At 69.5% G+C, this 15,966-nt stretch carries 15 protein-coding genes; 11 read left to right on the forward strand and 4 right to left on the reverse strand.

Annotated elements, in window-relative coordinates:
• Positions 1 to 292: 292 nt before the first annotated feature.
• The 3 genes from PARJ55_RS0108275 to tldD form a co-directional block, all read right to left on the reverse strand.
• The gene (locus tag PARJ55_RS0108275) at positions 293 to 2,530 is read right to left on the reverse strand and encodes an OmpA family protein (protein WP_028712609.1); all 2,238 of its coding nucleotides are present in this window, start codon (positions 2,528 to 2,530) and stop codon (positions 293 to 295) included.
• 131 nt (positions 2,531 to 2,661) lie between these two features.
• Positions 2,662 to 3,942: a DNA-processing protein DprA gene (gene dprA, locus PARJ55_RS0108280; protein WP_028712610.1), complete on the reverse strand. Its 1,281-nt coding sequence runs from the start codon at positions 3,940 to 3,942 to the stop codon at positions 2,662 to 2,664.
• 106 nt (positions 3,943 to 4,048) lie between these two features.
• Positions 4,049 to 5,470, reverse strand: a complete 1,422-nt coding sequence (tldD, locus tag PARJ55_RS0108285) for a metalloprotease TldD (protein WP_028712611.1) — start codon at positions 5,468 to 5,470, stop codon at positions 4,049 to 4,051.
• A gap of 164 nt (positions 5,471 to 5,634) precedes the next feature.
• Here tldD and coxB point away from each other — a divergent pair, with 164 nt between their 5' ends.
• The 10 genes from coxB (at position 5,635) to PARJ55_RS0108335 (ending at position 14,518) form a co-directional block, all read left to right on the forward strand.
• Positions 5,635 to 6,528 (forward strand): cytochrome c oxidase subunit II, encoded by an 894-nt coding sequence (gene coxB / locus PARJ55_RS0108290; RefSeq protein WP_036697134.1) that lies wholly within the window; start codon positions 5,635 to 5,637, stop codon positions 6,526 to 6,528.
• A gap of 9 nt (positions 6,529 to 6,537) precedes the next feature.
• Entirely contained in the window at positions 6,538 to 7,455 is a 918-nt protein-coding gene (cyoE, locus tag PARJ55_RS0108295; protein ID WP_028712613.1) for a heme o synthase, read from the forward strand.
• Positions 7,455 to 7,724, forward strand: coding sequence for a hypothetical protein (locus tag PARJ55_RS0108300; protein ID WP_036697227.1), 270 nt, complete (start codon positions 7,455 to 7,457; stop codon positions 7,722 to 7,724). The genes cyoE and PARJ55_RS0108300 overlap by 1 nt, the downstream gene beginning before the upstream one ends.
• Positions 7,721 to 8,305, forward strand: coding sequence for a cytochrome c oxidase assembly protein (locus tag PARJ55_RS0108305; protein ID WP_028712615.1), 585 nt, complete (start codon positions 7,721 to 7,723; stop codon positions 8,303 to 8,305). The genes PARJ55_RS0108300 and PARJ55_RS0108305 overlap by 4 nt, the downstream gene beginning before the upstream one ends.
• A gap of 34 nt (positions 8,306 to 8,339) precedes the next feature.
• The gene (locus PARJ55_RS0108310; protein WP_028712616.1) at positions 8,340 to 9,140 is read left to right on the forward strand and encodes a cytochrome c oxidase subunit 3; all 801 of its coding nucleotides are present in this window, start codon (positions 8,340 to 8,342) and stop codon (positions 9,138 to 9,140) included.
• A 65-nt stretch (positions 9,141 to 9,205) separates the two neighbouring features.
• Entirely contained in the window at positions 9,206 to 9,877 is a 672-nt protein-coding gene (locus PARJ55_RS0108315; protein WP_028712617.1) for an SURF1 family protein, read from the forward strand.
• Between the two features lie 9 nt (positions 9,878 to 9,886).
• The gene (gene thrC, locus PARJ55_RS0108320; RefSeq protein WP_028712618.1) at positions 9,887 to 11,275 is read left to right on the forward strand and encodes a threonine synthase; all 1,389 of its coding nucleotides are present in this window, start codon (positions 9,887 to 9,889) and stop codon (positions 11,273 to 11,275) included.
• Complete coding sequence (locus PARJ55_RS0108325) at positions 11,272 to 12,537, forward strand: pitrilysin family protein (protein ID WP_028712619.1); 1,266 nt, start codon at positions 11,272 to 11,274, stop codon at positions 12,535 to 12,537. The genes thrC and PARJ55_RS0108325 overlap by 4 nt, the downstream gene beginning before the upstream one ends.
• Positions 12,537 to 13,118 (forward strand): GNAT family N-acetyltransferase, encoded by a 582-nt coding sequence (locus tag PARJ55_RS0108330; RefSeq protein WP_028712620.1) that lies wholly within the window; start codon positions 12,537 to 12,539, stop codon positions 13,116 to 13,118. The genes PARJ55_RS0108325 and PARJ55_RS0108330 overlap by 1 nt, the downstream gene beginning before the upstream one ends.
• Positions 13,118 to 14,518: an FAD-binding oxidoreductase gene (locus PARJ55_RS0108335; RefSeq protein ID WP_028712621.1), complete on the forward strand. Its 1,401-nt coding sequence runs from the start codon at positions 13,118 to 13,120 to the stop codon at positions 14,516 to 14,518. Before PARJ55_RS0108330 ends, PARJ55_RS0108335 begins: the two co-directional genes overlap by 1 nt.
• Here PARJ55_RS0108335 and PARJ55_RS0108340 read toward each other — a convergent pair.
• Complete coding sequence (locus PARJ55_RS0108340) at positions 14,481 to 15,392, reverse strand: LysR family transcriptional regulator (protein ID WP_028712622.1); 912 nt, start codon at positions 15,390 to 15,392, stop codon at positions 14,481 to 14,483. The genes PARJ55_RS0108335 and PARJ55_RS0108340 overlap by 38 nt on opposite strands.
• 111 nt (positions 15,393 to 15,503) lie before the next feature.
• Here PARJ55_RS0108340 and PARJ55_RS0108345 point away from each other — a divergent pair, with 111 nt between their 5' ends.
• Positions 15,504 to 15,929 carry a DoxX family protein gene (locus tag PARJ55_RS0108345; RefSeq protein WP_051416193.1) on the forward strand — a complete coding sequence of 142 codons (426 nt, stop codon included), beginning with the start codon at positions 15,504 to 15,506 and terminating at the stop codon, positions 15,927 to 15,929.
• Positions 15,930 to 15,966: the final 37 nt, after the last annotated feature.

Genomic DNA, 15,966 nt, shown 5'->3' on the forward strand with positions numbered 1-15,966 from the left:
GATACCGCGAATTGCCCCCCGGTGCTTGTGGAGGTCGGCCATGCCCTGGCCGAGGGTCTTCTGCCTCGGCCGGGCATATGCAGGCAGGAGAGAGCCGGTTCTCGGGCGAGGAGAATTGCTCGAAGCGCCAAACCATCGTCTCTCCGATGGCTGGCGCTTCGTAGCGTGCCCTTCCGATTTGGTGGGGTCGTGCAGAAAACAGCCGTCAGCCGCGGGGACGGGCCCCGCGGCTTGCCTCGCTTCCATCCCGCGGCCCCGGGCGTGACGACCCCGGGACCGCAAGGCCCGGCCGTCAGTTCTGCGCCAGCAGATCGGTGATCCGGCGCACGGCGACACGGCGGTTCTGCCGCTCCGGCCCGTCGGTCGGGACCAGCAGGAACTGCTCGCCATAGCCCTGCACCACCATGTTTTCCGGCGGCACCTGGAAATATTCCGTCAGCGCCAGCGCCACCGATTCCGCGCGGCGGTCGGACAGGGCCAGATTGGCGGCATCCGAGCCGACGGCGTCGGTATAGCCCTCGATCATGTAGATCTCGCGCGGGTTCTGGTCGATGCTGTCGCGGATCACCTTGCCCAGCGTCGCGAGTTGCTGCGCCTGATCCGGGGTGATGGCCGAGGAGCCGGTGTCGAAGGTGATCTCGGGCACGTTCACCGGGGCGACCAGGGCGCGCACCTCGGGGATGTCGCGGATCTGGCCCAGGCTGAAGCGCCGGTCGATCGCCGCCTCGCGCCGCAGCGCCTCGCGCAGCGCCGCCTCGTCCATGCGCTCGCGGTTGATGCGGACCGGCGGCGGCGCGGGCAGGGCCGAGATCTGCACCGGCTCCGCCGCGGTGTCGTCGATCAGCCGCGTCTCGCTGCCATCGGCGCGGACAAGCGTGCGGCGCAGGATGTTCATGTTCGCGTCGCGGATGGTGACGACGCGGCTGCCATCCGCGCGCAGCACCGTGGTGCGGGTCGAGCCGTCCCCGAAGGTTTCCGTCCGCACGTTCGAGCCGGGCTGGTAGAGCAGGGCGTTGTCGTCCTTGATCACCTGCTGGCTGCCGTCGGGCAGGGTCACCACCACGCGGTCGCCAGTGTTCAGCGCCACCTGCCGGTCGTTGGACAGCATCTGGCCGACCGCAAAGCCCGCCGCCCCGGCCAGGAGCATCTTGGCGATGTCCTTGCCCTTGTCGTCATCGTCGCGGCGGACTTCCTCGGACCCGGCCTCGGCGGCGCGCTGCTGTTCCTGCAAAGCCTGGGCGACCGAGGTGGCGAATTCCTCGGCCGAGCTGCGCGCGTTCTCGTCGGTGATCTGCATTTCGTTCACTTCGCCCTCGCCCCCTTCGGCGCTGGCGGCCAAAGCGGCGGCCGCGGCGGCCGCGCCCTGCTCGGCGGCGCGCTGCGCCACGGCATTCGGCTGGACCTGCGCCTCGGGCGCCTGCACCTCGGCGGCTTCGCCGGACTGCGGCTCGGTCTGGTCGGCCTGCTCTTGCAAGCGGCGCTCGAGCTCCTGCTGATCGGGTTGCTGGCCGTCCTCGGCCTGCTGCTCGCCGGGCTGGGCTTCGCCCGGCTGGGGTTGGCCGGGCTGCGGCTCGGTCTGGTCGGCCTGTTCCTGCAAGCGGCGTTCCAACTCCTGCGCATCCGGCTGCTCGCCGTCCACCGCGCGCTGCGCATCGGGCTCAGACTCGCCCGACTGGGTCTGGCCGGATTCGGGCTGACCCTCGACCTGCTCCTGCAAGCGCTGCTCGAGCTCCTGCGCGTCCGGCGTTTGCGGACGCTCGGCGTCTGGCTGGCCTTCGCGGGCCTCTTGCTGCTGTTCCGCGCCGTTCTGGGGCTGGGCGGCGGGTTCCGCCTGCTGCGGGGACGGTTGCTCGGTCTGCGGCTCGCCCGGCGCGGGTTCGCGTGCTTCCTGCAGCGCCTCGGCATCCAGGGACGGCTCGGATCCGGCCGGAGACGCCCCTTCCGGCGCGGGTGCGTCCTGCTGCGGCCGCTGCTCGGGCGAGGGATCGGCGCCGGTGACGGTTTCGGGCGTGTCGGGCTTGGCGGCGGGAGGCGCGGCCTGCTGCTGCTCGCCCGCGCCGGTCCCGGGTCTCGGGGCCGGCTCATCGGCTTCGACCACCGGCGGCTTGGGACGCGGCTCCTCGGCCTGCGTCACCTCGGGCTTGGCCGCCGGAGCGTCCGCGGCCGATGGTGCCTGCGGATCCTCGGGTGCGGCGTCAGCCCCGCTTTGCGGTTGCTCGGCCTGCTGTTCGGCCTGCGGCAGCCCGGCCGGGCCGTCCTGGGCCGGCGCATCGGGCTCGGCCGCGTTCCCGGCAGCCTCCGCTTGCGGCTCCTCGGGTTCTTCCTGCGCTTGTCCGGCCCCTGCCTCGCCGCTTTCCTCGGCACGGGGCTCCTGCGCCTGATCGTCGTCGGATTGGCCGGCCTGGTCCCTTGGCAGGATAAGCTGCCCACCCTCCTCCTGCGCCTGCTGGTCCTGCGCCGCCGCCAGCTGCGGGGCAATCAGGGACAGGCAGGTCACGATCGCAGTCGTCGTCTTGTAGATGCGCCGCATGTCGGTCCTCTTCCGATGGTCGCGTGATGGCCAGTCAACCTTCGGTGCGGGGCGCGGTTCCCAAACATGGCCGTGACCGTCCCGTGATCGGCTGTTCCGCGCTGCGCTCCGGAAGCGGCCCGGCGCCGGGTTCAGGCGCCGGTCAGCGCCAGCTTGCCGCCGGCCAGGCGCTGGACGCGGCCGGAAAGCTCCAGCGTCAGCAGAGCGGGGGCCAGAACGGCGGCCGGCAGGCCCAGGTCGCGGATCAGCAGGTTCTCGTCCGTCGGGCTGGGGCCGAGCCGGGACAGGATCCGCGCTTCGAGATTCACCGGGCCACCCTGGCAGGGCAGGGTTTCGGCCGGTTTGCGGCGCAGGCCATGGCCCAGCTCGGCAAGCCGGCGCGCGACGGCGGCCGGTTGCAGGGTCCGCGCCCCGGTCCGGGCCGGGACAGGCGCCGGAACGGGCGAGGGGGCCGCGGCGGCGCCCGGCGCCGAAGCTGTCGCCCCGGTCGCTTCCCCAGTCGCCTCCCCGGCCGCCTGGCCGTTCGATTGCAGGGCGGCCAGCACATCGGCCGAATTGCGCACCAGCACCGCGCCGTCGCGGATCAGCGCATTGCAGCCGCCGGCCCGCGCGTCCATCGGATGGCCGGGCACCGCCATCACCTCGCGGCCCTGGTCCAGCGCGCAGCGCGCGGTGATCAGGCTGCCCGAGCGATGCGCCGCCTCGACCACCACCACGGCGCGCGCGAGGCCAGAGATGATGCGGTTGCGGGCCGGGAAATGCCGGGCCACCGGCTCGGTCCCCGGCGGCTGCTCGGTGACGAGCAGGCCGGTTTCGCAGATCGCCTCGGCCAGCGCGGCGTTTTCGGCCGGATAGATCCTGTCGATGCCCCCGGCCATGACCGCGATGGTGCCGGTTGCCAGCGCCGCCTCATGCGCGACGGTGTCGATGCCGCGCGCCAGCCCCGCGACGACCACCGCGCCCGATTGCGACAGGCCCGAGGCCAGGCCGCGCGCCATGCGCAGGCCCAGCGACGAGGCATTGCGCGCCCCGATCACCGCCACCGGCATGCGCGTCAGCACGGAAGCGTCGCCGCGCAGCCACAGGACCGGCGGCGCCTCGGCCACCTCGCGCAGCAGGGCGGGATAATCCGGGTCGTCCCAGGCCAGCAGCCGGGCGCCAGCGCGATGGCCGGCCGCGATCTCGGCCTCGGCCGCGGCCGCCGGGCAGGGGGTGTAATCGGCGATGCCCGCGGCTTGCGCGATCCGGGGCAGGGCGGCCAGCGCCGCTTCGGCGCTGCCATGTTCGGCCAGCAGCCGGTGGAAGGTCGCGGGCCCGACCTTGCGAGAGCGGATGAGGCGCAGGGCGGCGAGCCCGTTCCCCTTCGGGGTGAGTGGGGTGTGGTGGGGGTCGAAAGAAAGCGGTCTTGCCATCATGTCCCTGCCTGTGCCTCATCCGCAGGCCGAGTCATCGCATGGCAATGGTTAAGAATGGGTTAGCCGGGGAAAATTTCTTTCAACGCCTTGAGACAACACCGGATTATGAGGCAGAGCCGCCGATGGTCAGCCCGCCGATGCGCAGCGTGGGCAGGCCGACTCCGACCGGGACCCATTGTCCCTGCTTGCCGCAATTGCCGATTCCCGGGTCCAGAGACAGGTCGTTGCCGATGGCGCGGATCTGCTGCAAGGCGGTGGCGCCGTCGCCGATCAGCGTCGCGCCGCGGATCGGGTCGCCGACCTGGCCGTTCCTGACGCGATAGGCCTCGGTGCAGGAAAACACGAACTTGCCGTTGGTGATGTCCACCTGGCCGCCGCCGAAACCCACCGCATAGATCCCGTCCTCGAGCCCGGCGAGGATCGAGGCCGGGTCGTCCGGCCCTGCCAGCATGAAGGTATTGGTCATGCGCGGCATCGGCGCATGGGCATAGCTCTGCCGCCGGCCGTTGCCGGTCGGCGCCACTCCCATCAGCCGGGCGTTCTGGCGGTCCTGCATGTAGCCGACCAGAATCCCGTCCTCGATCAGCACGTTGCGGCCGGGCGCCGTGCCCTCGTCATCGACCGAGATCGAGCCGCGCCGGTCCGGGATGGTGCCGTCGTCCACCACGGTCACGCCCGGCGCCGCGACGCGCTGGCCCATCAGCCCGGCGAAGGCCGAATGGCCCTTGCGGTTGAAATCGCCTTCCAACCCGTGGCCGACGGCCTCGTGCAGCAGGATGCCGGGCCAGCCGGGGCCCAGCACCACGTCCATCACCCCGGCGGGCGCGGGGACCGAGCGCAGGTTGACCAGCGCGATGCGCAGCGCCTCGCGCGCCAGCCCCTGCCAGTGCTCGGGCGCGATCAGCCCCTCCAGCGCGACGCGGCCGCCGCCGCCGGCGGTTCCCGATTCGCGGCGGGCGTTGGATTCCACGATCACCGAGACGTTCAGCCGCGCCATCGGCCGGATGTCGGTGGCAAGCCCGCCCTCGGGGCGCAGGATCGCCACCTCCTGCACCGAGGTGGCGATGCTGGCCGAGACCTGCACCACCCGCGGGTCGAGCCCGCGCGCAAAGGCGTCGATTTCCCGCAGCAGCGCCACGCGGGCGGCGAAGGGCACGGCCTCGGCCGGATCGATGGCGGCATAAAGCGGCCGGATCTCGCCCTCCGGGGGCAGGGCCAGCGTGCCGCCGCCGCTGCCCACCGCAAGGCGCACGGTCTCGGCGGCCGTCTTCAGCGACGCCTCGTCGATCTCGGTCGAATGGGCGTAGCCGGTGACCTCGCCTCGCACGGCGCGCAGGCCGAAGCCCTGCTCGGCATCGTAGCTGGCGGTGCGCAGGCGGCCGTCGTCATAGACCAGCGCCTCGGATCGCGAGCGTTCCAGGAACAGCTCGCCGTCGTCGGCCCCGGACAGGGCGTCGCGCAGGATGCGCAGCGCGCGGTCCTGGTCGAGATGCGTGCGGAAGGGCGAAAACGAAGCGTCTGTCATGGAACCTGTCCTTGCCTTCCTGCCTCGCCTAGGGGTTTTTTGGTCGGAAGTCGATAGGTATGGCTTGCCCGCCGGGGTAAGATATGGTTCTGGTGCAGCACCGATGCCGGCCGGGCCGCAAGACCATGGCCTGCCGGCGGCACTGTAGGCAACGGGATGGGAAGATGGCGATTGCGACGATGCGCCGCGGATTTGCGGCGGTGACGGGCCTTGGACTTGCGACGATGACGGCCGTTCCGGCCATGGCGCAGGACGTGCTGGGCGACCTGCCCGTGATCGGCAAGCCGGTGAACGGCGGCATGGGCTTCCAGCCGGCATCCAGCCCGCTGGCGCATGACCAGCAATGGCTGGATCATTTCGTGCTCTACATCATCACCGCCGTGACGATCTTCGTCTGCCTTCTGCTGCTGATCTGCATCGTCCGCTACAACCGCCGGGCGAATCCGGTGCCGGCGCGCTTCACCCACAACACCCCGATCGAGGTGATCTGGACCCTGGTTCCGGTGCTGATCCTGGTGGCCATCGGCGCCTTCTCGCTGCCGATCCTGTTCCGCAGCCAGGAAATGCCCAACGACCCGGACCTGGTGATCAAGGCCATCGGCCACCAGTGGTATTGGTCCTATGAATATCCCAATGACGGCGTGGCCTTCGACGCACTGATGCTGGAGAAGGACGCGCTGGCCGATGCCGGTTACTCCGAGGACGAATACCTGCTGGCCACCGACAACCCGGTCGTGGTGCCGGTCGGCAAGAAGGTGCTGGTCCAGGTGACCGCGACCGACGTGATCCACGCCTGGACCGTCCCGGCCTTCGCCGTCAAGCAGGACGCCGTGCCGGGCCGCATCGCGCAGCTGTGGTTCTCGGTCGATGAGGAAGGCGTCTATTTCGGCCAGTGCTCGGAACTTTGCGGCATCAACCACGCCTATATGCCCATCGTGGTCAAAGCCGTCAGCCAGGAGAAATACGACGCCTGGCTGGCCGGCGCGAAGGAAGAATTCGCCGCCGACGCCTCGGATTACCTGCCGGCCAAGCCCGTCCAGCTGGCTTCGGCGGAGTAAGGTCGGGCCGTGGCCGATATCAACGCATATGAGGGGCCCGCAGAGGCGGGCTTCGGCGACTATGTCGCGCTGCTGAAGCCGCGGGTCATGTCCCTGGTGGTGTTCACGGCCTTCGTCGGGCTGTGGATCGCCCCGCAGCCGGTCAACCCCTTCGTCGCCTTCTGCGCGGTGCTGTTCATCGCGCTGGGGGGCGGCGCTTCGGGCGCCCTCAACATGTGGTATGACGCCGATATCGACGCGGTGATGAAGCGGACCGCGGGCCGTCCCGTGCCTTCGGGCCGCGTCGCCCCGCAGGAGGCGCTGGCGGTCGGCATTGCCCTGTCCGGTCTGTCGGTGATGATGCTGGGGCTGGCGGCGAACTGGTTCGCGGCCGGGTTCCTGGCCTTCACCATCTTCTTCTATGCCGTGGTCTATACGATCTGGCTGAAGCGCTCGACGCCGCAGAACATCGTCATCGGCGGCGCGGCCGGGGCCTTCCCGCCGATGATCGGCTGGGCCTGCGCCACCGGCGGCATCAGCCTGGAATCGCTTCTGATGTTCGCGCTGATCTTCTTCTGGACGCCGCCGCATTTCTGGGCCCTGGCGCTGTTCATGAAGGAGGATTACTCCAAGGCCGGCGTGCCGATGCTGACCGTGACCCACGGCCGCAAGGTGACGCGCCGCCACATCTTCGCCTATACGCTGGTGCTGGCGCCCTTCGCGATCTGGCTGGGCTTCACCTCGGTCGGCGGGCCGCTCTACCTGGCGGTCTCGGTGGTGCTGAACGCGCTGTTCATCGCCGGCGGCTGGCGCATCCTGCGCCGCAACGAGGACGAGGCCCGGGCCGACGGCTACAAGGTCGAGAAGCGCTATTTCCGCCTGTCGCTTTATTACACATTCCTGCATTTCCTGGCGCTGCTGATCCAGCATTGGGTGGGGGGATGGTGATGCTGCCCCAGGTCGAACACGAATTGCACAAGCGCCGGCGCAGCCGCAACATCGGCCTTCTGGTCGTGCTGCTGGCCTTCGTGGCGCTGGTCTTCGGGCTCTCGGTGGTCAAGATCACCCAGGGCGACATGATGCAGGGCTACGACCACCGCCCGCGCGCCTCGATGCTGCCCGAGGATCCGAACCCGCCGGCGCGCAACCCCGCGCCCGTCGCGGCGCCGGGCGTCCCGGCCGCCGGGCAGGGCGCGCCGCAGGAGGCAGGCCAATGACCGACAAGCCAAGATCGAACGGCCGCACCGTGGCCATGCTGGCCGGCGTCGTGGTGCTGATGGGCGCGCTCAGCTGGGCGGCGGTGCCGTTCTATTCCTGGTTCTGCAAGGTGACCGGCTTCGGCGGCACCACCAACGTGGCCGAGGCGGCCTCGGACACCGTGCTGGACGAAAAGATCCGCGTGCGCTTCGACGCCAATGTCGATCCCAATCTCGGCTGGACCTTCCGTCCGATGCAGCGCGAGATCGAACTGAAGATCGGCGAGAACGCCATCGCCTTCTACGAGGCGATCAACAATACCGACGAGCCCGTCACCGGCACGGCCAGCTATAACGTGGCGCCGGATGCCGCAGGCTATTTCTTCAACAAGATCGAATGCTTCTGCTTTACCGAGCAGGTGCTGCAACCGGGTGAGCGGGTCGAGATGCCGGTCAGCTTCTTCGTCGATGCCGATCTGGTCAAAGACCGCGACGCGGGCCGCATCCGCGACATCACCCTGTCCTATACCTTCCACCGGACCGATCCGCCGGCGCCGAAACAGGCGGCGCTGGACCGGAAGACGGAACCGACCGTAAACTGAGCAACAAGAACCAGCAACAGCCGGGAATGCAGCCATGGCCCATGTAAAGAACCACGACTATCAGATTCTGCCGCCATCGATCTGGCCCTTCCTCGGCGCGGTCGGCGCCTTCGTGATGCTGACCGGGGCGGTCATGTGGATGAAGGGCGGTGCGCCCTGGCTGTTCCTGATCGGTCTGGTGGGCGTGCTCTATGTGATGTTCGGCTGGTGGGCGGACGTGGTGCGCGAGGGCGAGTCGGGCGAACATACCCCGGTCGTGCGCATCGGCCTGCAATACGGCTTCATCCTGTTCATCATGTCCGAGGTGATGTTCTTCGTCGCCTGGTTCTGGGCCTTCATCAAGAACGCCATGTATCCGATGGGGCCGGACAGCCCGATCAAGGACGGCGTCTGGCCGCCGGAAGGCATCGTCACCTTCGACCCCTGGCACCTGCCGCTGATCAACACGTTGATCCTGCTCTTGTCGGGCGTCGCCGTGACCTGGGCCCACCACGCCTTCGTGCACGAGGGCGACCGCAAGACCACGATCAACGGCCTGATCGTCGCGGTGATCCTGGGCATCTGCTTCACCGGCCTGCAGGCCTATGAATACAGCCATGCCGCCTTCGGCCTGGCCGACACGGTCTATGCCGGCACCTTCTACATGGCCACCGGCTTCCACGGCGCGCATGTCATCATCGGCACGATCTTCCTGTTCGTCTGCCTGATCCGCCTGCTGCGCGGCCAGATGACCCAGCAGCAGCATGTCGGCTTCGAGGCCGCCGCCTGGTACTGGCACTTCGTCGACGTGGTCTGGCTGTTCCTCTTCGTCGTGATCTATATCTGGGGCCGCTGATCCCGACTGACATTTCCACGGCGCGGGGCAGGAGTTCCCGCGCCGTTTGCTTTGGAGGCCCGCCCATGCGCCGTTACCTGTTCCCGCTGATCGTCGGCGTGGCGGGCTGCGCCATCCTGATCTCGCTTGGCCTCTGGCAGCTCAAGCGGCTGGACTGGAAGGAGGGCATGATCGCCCAGATCCAGAGCCGGATCGAGGGCCGGCCAGTGCCCTTGCCCGCGGCGGTGGACCCGTCGATGAAATATCTGCCGGTGCTGGTCTCGGGCCAGACCACGGGCGAGGAGATCGACGTGCTCTCCGGCACGCGCGAGTCGGGCGGCGGCTATCAGGTCGTCTCGGGCTTCGTCACCGATGACGGGCGCAAGATCCTGCTTGACCGCGGCTTCGTCGACCAGGACCATAAGCGCGACCCGCGCCCGCCCACGCGGCTGGAGGTGGCGGGGAACCTGCACTGGCCCGACGAGAAGGGCAGCGCCACGCCCGCGCCCAACCTGGCCGAGAATGTCTGGTTCGCCCGCGACGTGCCCGCCATGGCCGCGCAGCTGGGGACCGAGCCGATCCTGGTGGTCGCGGCCGAGGTCCGCGGCGATGCGCAGGGCGTCGCGCCGATCCCGGTGGCGGTCGAGGGCATCCCGAACAATCACCTGAGCTATGCCGTGCAATGGTTCATGATCGCTGCGGTCTGGGCAGGGATGACAGTGGCGCTGATCTGGCGTATCAGGCAGCGGCAATTCTAGGGGGACGCGATGCGTTACGTTTCGACTCGGGGGCGGGCTCCGGTCCTGGACTTCGAACAGGCGATGATGACCGGGCTGGCGCGGGACGGCGGGCTGTATCTGCCCGAGGCGATCCCGATGTTCTCGGCCGAGGAGATCGCCCGCTTCGAGGGCCTGCCCTATGAGGAGGTCGCGCGCCGCGTCACCAGCCCCTTCGTCGGCGAAAGCTTCAGCGATGCCGAGCTGCGGGATGCCATCGCCCGCGCCTATCAGGCATTCGACCACATCGCCCGCGCGCCGCTGGTCCAGCTTGCCCCCGGCCATCACCTGCTAGAGCTGTTCCACGGCCCCACGCTGGCCTTCAAGGACTTCGCCATGCAGCTGATCGGCCAGCTGTTCCAGCTGGCGCTGGCGCGCTCGGGGCAGCGGGTCACGATCCTGGGCGCGACCTCGGGCGATACCGGCTCGGCCGCCATCGAGGCGTTCAAGGGCCTGCCCAACGTGGACGTGTTCATCATGTATCCGCATGGCCGCGTCAGCGAGGTGCAGCGCCGGCAGATGTCCACGCCCGCCGAGGCCAATGTCCACGCGCTGGCCGTCGACGGCACATTCGACGACTGCCAGGCGCGGCTGAAGGACCTGTTCAACGACCACGGCTTCCGCGACGCCGTCGGGCTTGCGGGCGTGAACTCGATCAACTGGGCGCGGGTGCTGGCGCAGATCGTCTATTACTTCACCGCCGCCGTCAGCCTGGGCGCGCCGGGCCGCGCGGTGGACTTCACCGTGCCGACCGGGAATTTCGGCGATGTCTTCGCCGGCTCCATCGCCAAGGCCATGGGTCTGCCCATCGGCCGGCTGGTCGTGGCCACCAACCAGAACGACATCCTGCACCGGGCGCTGACCGGCGGCGAATACCGGGTGGGCACGGTCGCGCCCTCGATCAGCCCCTCGATGGACATCCAGGTCAGCTCGAACTTCGAGCGCGCGCTGTGGCTGGCCTACGGCCATGACGGCAATGCCGTGGCGGCGCTGATGGAGGAGCTGAAATCCGGCGGCTTCGCCATCAGCCAGGGCGCGCTGCAGGCGCTGCGCGAGACCTATGTCTCGGGCCGCGCCTCCGAGGAGGAAACCACCGCGATGATCGCCACCATCCGCGCGGAGACGGGCGAGGTGATCTGCCCGCATACCGCCGTCGCCGTGAAGGTGGCGCGCGAGCATCTGCGGCCGGGCGTGCCGATGATCTCGCTTTCGACCGCGCATCCGGCGAAATTCCCCGATGCGGTCGAGGCCGCCGTGGGCATCCGCCCGCCTCTGCCGCCGCATATGGCCGACCTTTTCGACCGCGACGAGCGCATCACCCGTATTGCAAACGACGCCGAGGCCATTAAATCGCTGATCCTTGAACGGAGAACAGCTTGAATCAGATCCGCATCAGCACCTTGCCCAACGGCCTGCGCGTCGTCAGCCGCGACATGCCCGGCCTGCATTCCGCCGCCATCGGCATCTGGGTCAATGCCGGCTGCCGCGACGAGCGCGCCGAGCAGAACGGCATCGCCCATTTCCTGGAGCATATGGCCTTCAAGGGCACCGCCCGGCGCAGCGCGCTGGAGATCGTCGAGTCGATCGAGAATGTCGGCGGCTATATCAACGCCTATACCTCGCGCGACGTGACCTCCTATTACGCGCGGGTGCTGGCGGGGGATGTCGAGCTGGCGCTGGATGTGATCTCGGACATCGTGATGAATCCGGTTTTCGACCAGCGCGAGATCGAGGTCGAGCGCGGCGTGATCCTGCAAGAGATCGGCCAGGCGCTGGACACGCCCGACGACGTGATCTTCGACTGGCTGCAAGAGGCGGCCTATCCCGACCAGCCCATGGGCCGCACCATCCTGGGCCCGGCCGAGCGGGTCAGCCGCTTCGAGCGCGCCGACCTGTCGGGCTTCATCACCGAGCATTACGGCCCCGAGCGCATGATCGTCGCCGCTGCCGGCGCGGTGGATCACGACCGCATCCTGCGCCAGGTCGAGGCGATCTTCGGCCATCTGCCGGCCCGCAAGCTGACCACGCGCGAGCCCGCCCGCTGGCAGGGCGCCGAGGCCCGCCGCGTCAAGGGGCTGGAGCAGGCGCATTTCGCGCTGGCCTTCGAGGGGCCGGGCTATCAGGCGCCGGATTTCTACGCCGCGCAGATCTGGACCTCGGCGGTGGGGGGCGGCATGTCCTCGCGCCTGTTCCAGAAGCTGCGCGAGGAAAAGGGCCTGTGCTATTCGATCTTCGCGCAAAGCGGCTTCCATGACGATACCGGCATGGTGACGATCTATGCCGGCACCTCGGGCGAGCAGATCGCCGACCTGGCGACGCTGACTGTGGACGAGCTGAAGCGGTCGGCCGAGGACATGACCGAGGCCGAGGTGGCCCGCGCGCGGGCGCAGCTCAAGGCCGGGCTGCTGATGGGGCTGGAAAGCCCGACCGGGCAGGCCGAGCGCATGGCGCGCTCGCTCTCGATCTGGGGCCGGGTGCCCGATCCCGCCGAGGTGGCCGAGCGCATCGACGCGGTCAGCGTCGCCGATATCCGCGCCCATGCCGAGCATCTGATCGCCCATGCCCGCCCGGCGCTGGCGCTTTACGGGCCGGTCGAGGGCGCGCCCTCGCGCGAGGTGCTGGCCGAAAGGCTTGCCGCCTGATGTTCTCGCGCCGCCGTCCGCCGCGCCTGGAAACCGAGCGGATGGTGCTGCGCCTGCCGGCGCATGCGGATTTCGGGGCCTGGATGGCGCTGCGCATCGAAAGCCGCGCCTTCCTGACCCCGTGGGAGCCGGTCTGGGCGCCCGACCACCTGACCAAGCGCAGCTTCACCAACCGGGTCTATTGGGCGCAGCGCGCCAGCCGCAACGGCACGGCGCTGCCCTTGTTCCTGATCCGGCGCGACGGCACGCTTTTGGGCGCGATCACGCTGGACAACATCCGCCGCGGTCCGGCGCAATCGGCGACCATCGGCTATTGGATCGGCCAGCCCTTTGCCCGGCAGGGCTATATGCGCGAGGCCATCGGCGCGCTGGTGCAGCACGCCTTCACCGGGATGGACCTGAGCCGCATCGAAGCCGCCTGCCTGCCCGAGAACACCCCCTCGCGCGGGGTGCTGGAACGTTCCGGCTTCAAGTATGAAGGCGTGGCGCAAAGCTATCTGCAGATCAACGGCCGCTGGCGCAATCATGTGCTTTACGCCAACCTGCGCCACGACCGGCGCGGCAAGACCGAGGTGCGCTGATGCTGAATCCCGCCGACGAAACGCTGGCCGCGCGCCTGCCCGAAGGCGTGCTGCGCGAGGTGACGCCCGCCTATCTGGAGGAGCCGCGCGGCCGCTATCTGGGCCGGGCCGGGCTGGTCGCCGCGCCGCGCAGCACGGATGAGGTCGCCGCCGTGGTCCGTGCCTGCGCCGAGGCCCGCGTCGCCATCGTCCCGCGCGGCGGCGGCACCGGCCTGGTCTCGGGGCAGGTCATGCCGGATGGCCCTGTGCCGCTGATCCTGTCGCTGGAGCGGATGACCGCGCTGCGCGGCATCTGGCCCGAAGAGAATGTGCTGGTGGCCGAGGCCGGCATGACCCTGCAGGCCGTGCGCGACGCGGCGGAAGCGGCGGGGCGGCTGTTCCCGCTGTCGCTGGCCAGCCAGGGCACTGCGGCCATCGGCGGCTGCCTTGCGACCAATGCCGGCGGCGTCACCGCGCTGCGCTATGGCACGGCGCGGGCGCTTTGCCTGGGGATCGAGGCGGTGCTGCCCGACGGATCCATCGTCCACGACCTGAAGCGGCTGCGCAAGGACAATACCGGCTACGACCTGCGCGACCTCTTGATCGGGGCCGAGGGCACGCTGGGCATCGTCACCGCCGCCAGCCTCAAGCTGGTGGTGCCGCCGCCGGGGATCGGCACCGCCATGCTGCAGGTGCCCTCGCCCGAGGCGGCGCTGACGCTCTTGTCGCTGGCCGAGGGGCGCATGGCCGGCGGCGTCACCGCCTTCGAGCTGATCGGCGGCCAGGGGCTGGCCTTCCTGGCCGAGGTTCTGCCCGAGATCCGCCAGCCGCTGCCCGGCGCCGAATGGTCGGTGCTGATCGAGGTCGGCCTGCCCGAGGGGCTGGCCCCCGAGGCGGCGCTGGAGGGGCTGCTGATCGACGCCATGGAGCGCGGCCTGGTCTCCGACGGGGTGATCGCGCAATCGGGGGCGCAGGCGGCCGGTTTCTGGCACCTGCGTGAACATATCCCCGAGGCGAACCGCCGCATCGGCGCCGTCGCCAGCCACGACATCAGCCTGCCGCTGTCGGAAATCGCCGGCTTCATCCGCGACGCCGGCGCGCGGCTTGCGGGCGAGGGGCTGCGCATCAACTGCTTCGGGCATCTGGGCGACGGCAACCTGCACTACAACCTGTTCCCGGCGCCGGGCCGCAATCGCGCGGATTACGACGACCGGCGCAAGGCGCTGTCGCTTCTGGTGCATCAGATGGTGGTGGATCGCGGCGGTTCCTTCTCGGCCGAGCACGGGGTCGGGCGGCTGAAGGTCGGCGACCTGGAACGCTGGGGCGATCCGGCGCGGCTGGCGGCCATGCGGGCGATCAAGGCCACGCTGGACCCGCTGGGCATCATGAATCCGGGCGCGGTGCTTTCAGCAGCGGCGTAAGCCGCGCCCGAAGGTGGTCCAGATAGGCTGAAAGCCGCGGCGGCATGAAGGGCTGCGGCAGGTAGAGCGCCTGGATGTCCAGCTGCGGCCGCAGGAAATCCGGCAGCAGCCGCTGCAGCCGGCCCTGGGCCACGTCCTGCGCCACGACGAAGCTGGGGATCAGCGCCACGCCCTCGCCCTCCAGCACCAGTTTCCGCACCGCCTGGGCGCTGTTCACGGTGATGCGGCCGGGCAGGGGGATGCTGACCGCCTTGCCCTCGATCAGGAAGATCGCCCGGCCGGGATTCTGCGTATTGCTGTCGCGGATGTTCACATGCTCGCGCAGCTCCTCGGGACGGGCGGGGCGCGGATGCCTGTCCAGATAGGCGGGGCTCGCCACCGCCCAGGCCTCGGCCTGGCCGATGCGGCGGGCGATCAGGCTGGAATCGGCCAGCTGGCCGATGCGCAGCGCCAGGTCGAAGCCCTCGGCCGCCAGATCGACATAGCGGTCGGTCAGGTTCAGGTCGATCTCGATCCCAGGATGGCCGGCGGTGAAGTCGCGGGTCAGGGTGGTGGCGAACATCTCGCCGAAGGCCACCGGGGCGCTGATGCGCAGCCGTCCGGTCAGCATCCCCTCCTCGGCATGGGCCTGCGCGTCCAGTTCCTCGACCGCCGCCAGCACCCGGCGGGCCGCCGCAAGGTAACGCTCGCCCGCCGGGGTCAGCGACAGGGCGCGGGTGGTGCGGTTCAGAAGCGTGACGCCCTGCTGCCCTTCCAGCGCCGCGACATATTTGCTGACCAGCTTGTTCGAGATCCCCAGCCGCTCGCCCGCCCGGGTGAACGAGCCGGCATCGACCACGGCAACAAAGGCGCGGATGCCGTCGATCCTGTCCATTCCATCCCCGTATCGGCGACAATATTTCCATGAATATGGCAATTTTCGCGACAATCGCCAAGGGCTATCTGTCGGGCAACGGACATGCGAACAGTTGCAAGGAAACACATCATGACCGACCTTAGCCCAAGCGCCCCGGCCCTGGCCGAGCGCAATGCCGACATCGCCGCCTTCATCCTGCGGGTCTCGACCGGGATCTGGTTCCTGGTCCACGGGCTGATCAAGCTGCTGGTCTTCACGCCTTCCGGAACCGCCGGCTATTTCCAGTCCATCGGCCTGCCGGGCATCCTGGGGCCGCTGACCATGCTGGCCGAGATCCTGGGCGGGCTGGCGCTGATCGCCGGCATCTTTACCCGCCAGGTCGCGCTCGCGCTGGCCGCCGTGCTGCTGGGCGCGGCCTGGTTCGGCCATGGCGGCGCGGGCTTCACCTTCAGCAATCCGGGCGGCGGCTGGGAGTATCCGGTGCTCTGGGCCGTGACCATGGTGGCGCTGGCGCTGCTGGGCGACGGGGCCTGGTCGCTGGGCCGGCGCCGCTGAGCCCTGCGCGAAACGATCTTGCCAGGGCCGGCCTTCG

Source organism: Paracoccus sp. J55, from assembly GCF_000513975.1.
Classification (GTDB): domain Bacteria; phylum Pseudomonadota; class Alphaproteobacteria; order Rhodobacterales; family Rhodobacteraceae; genus Paracoccus.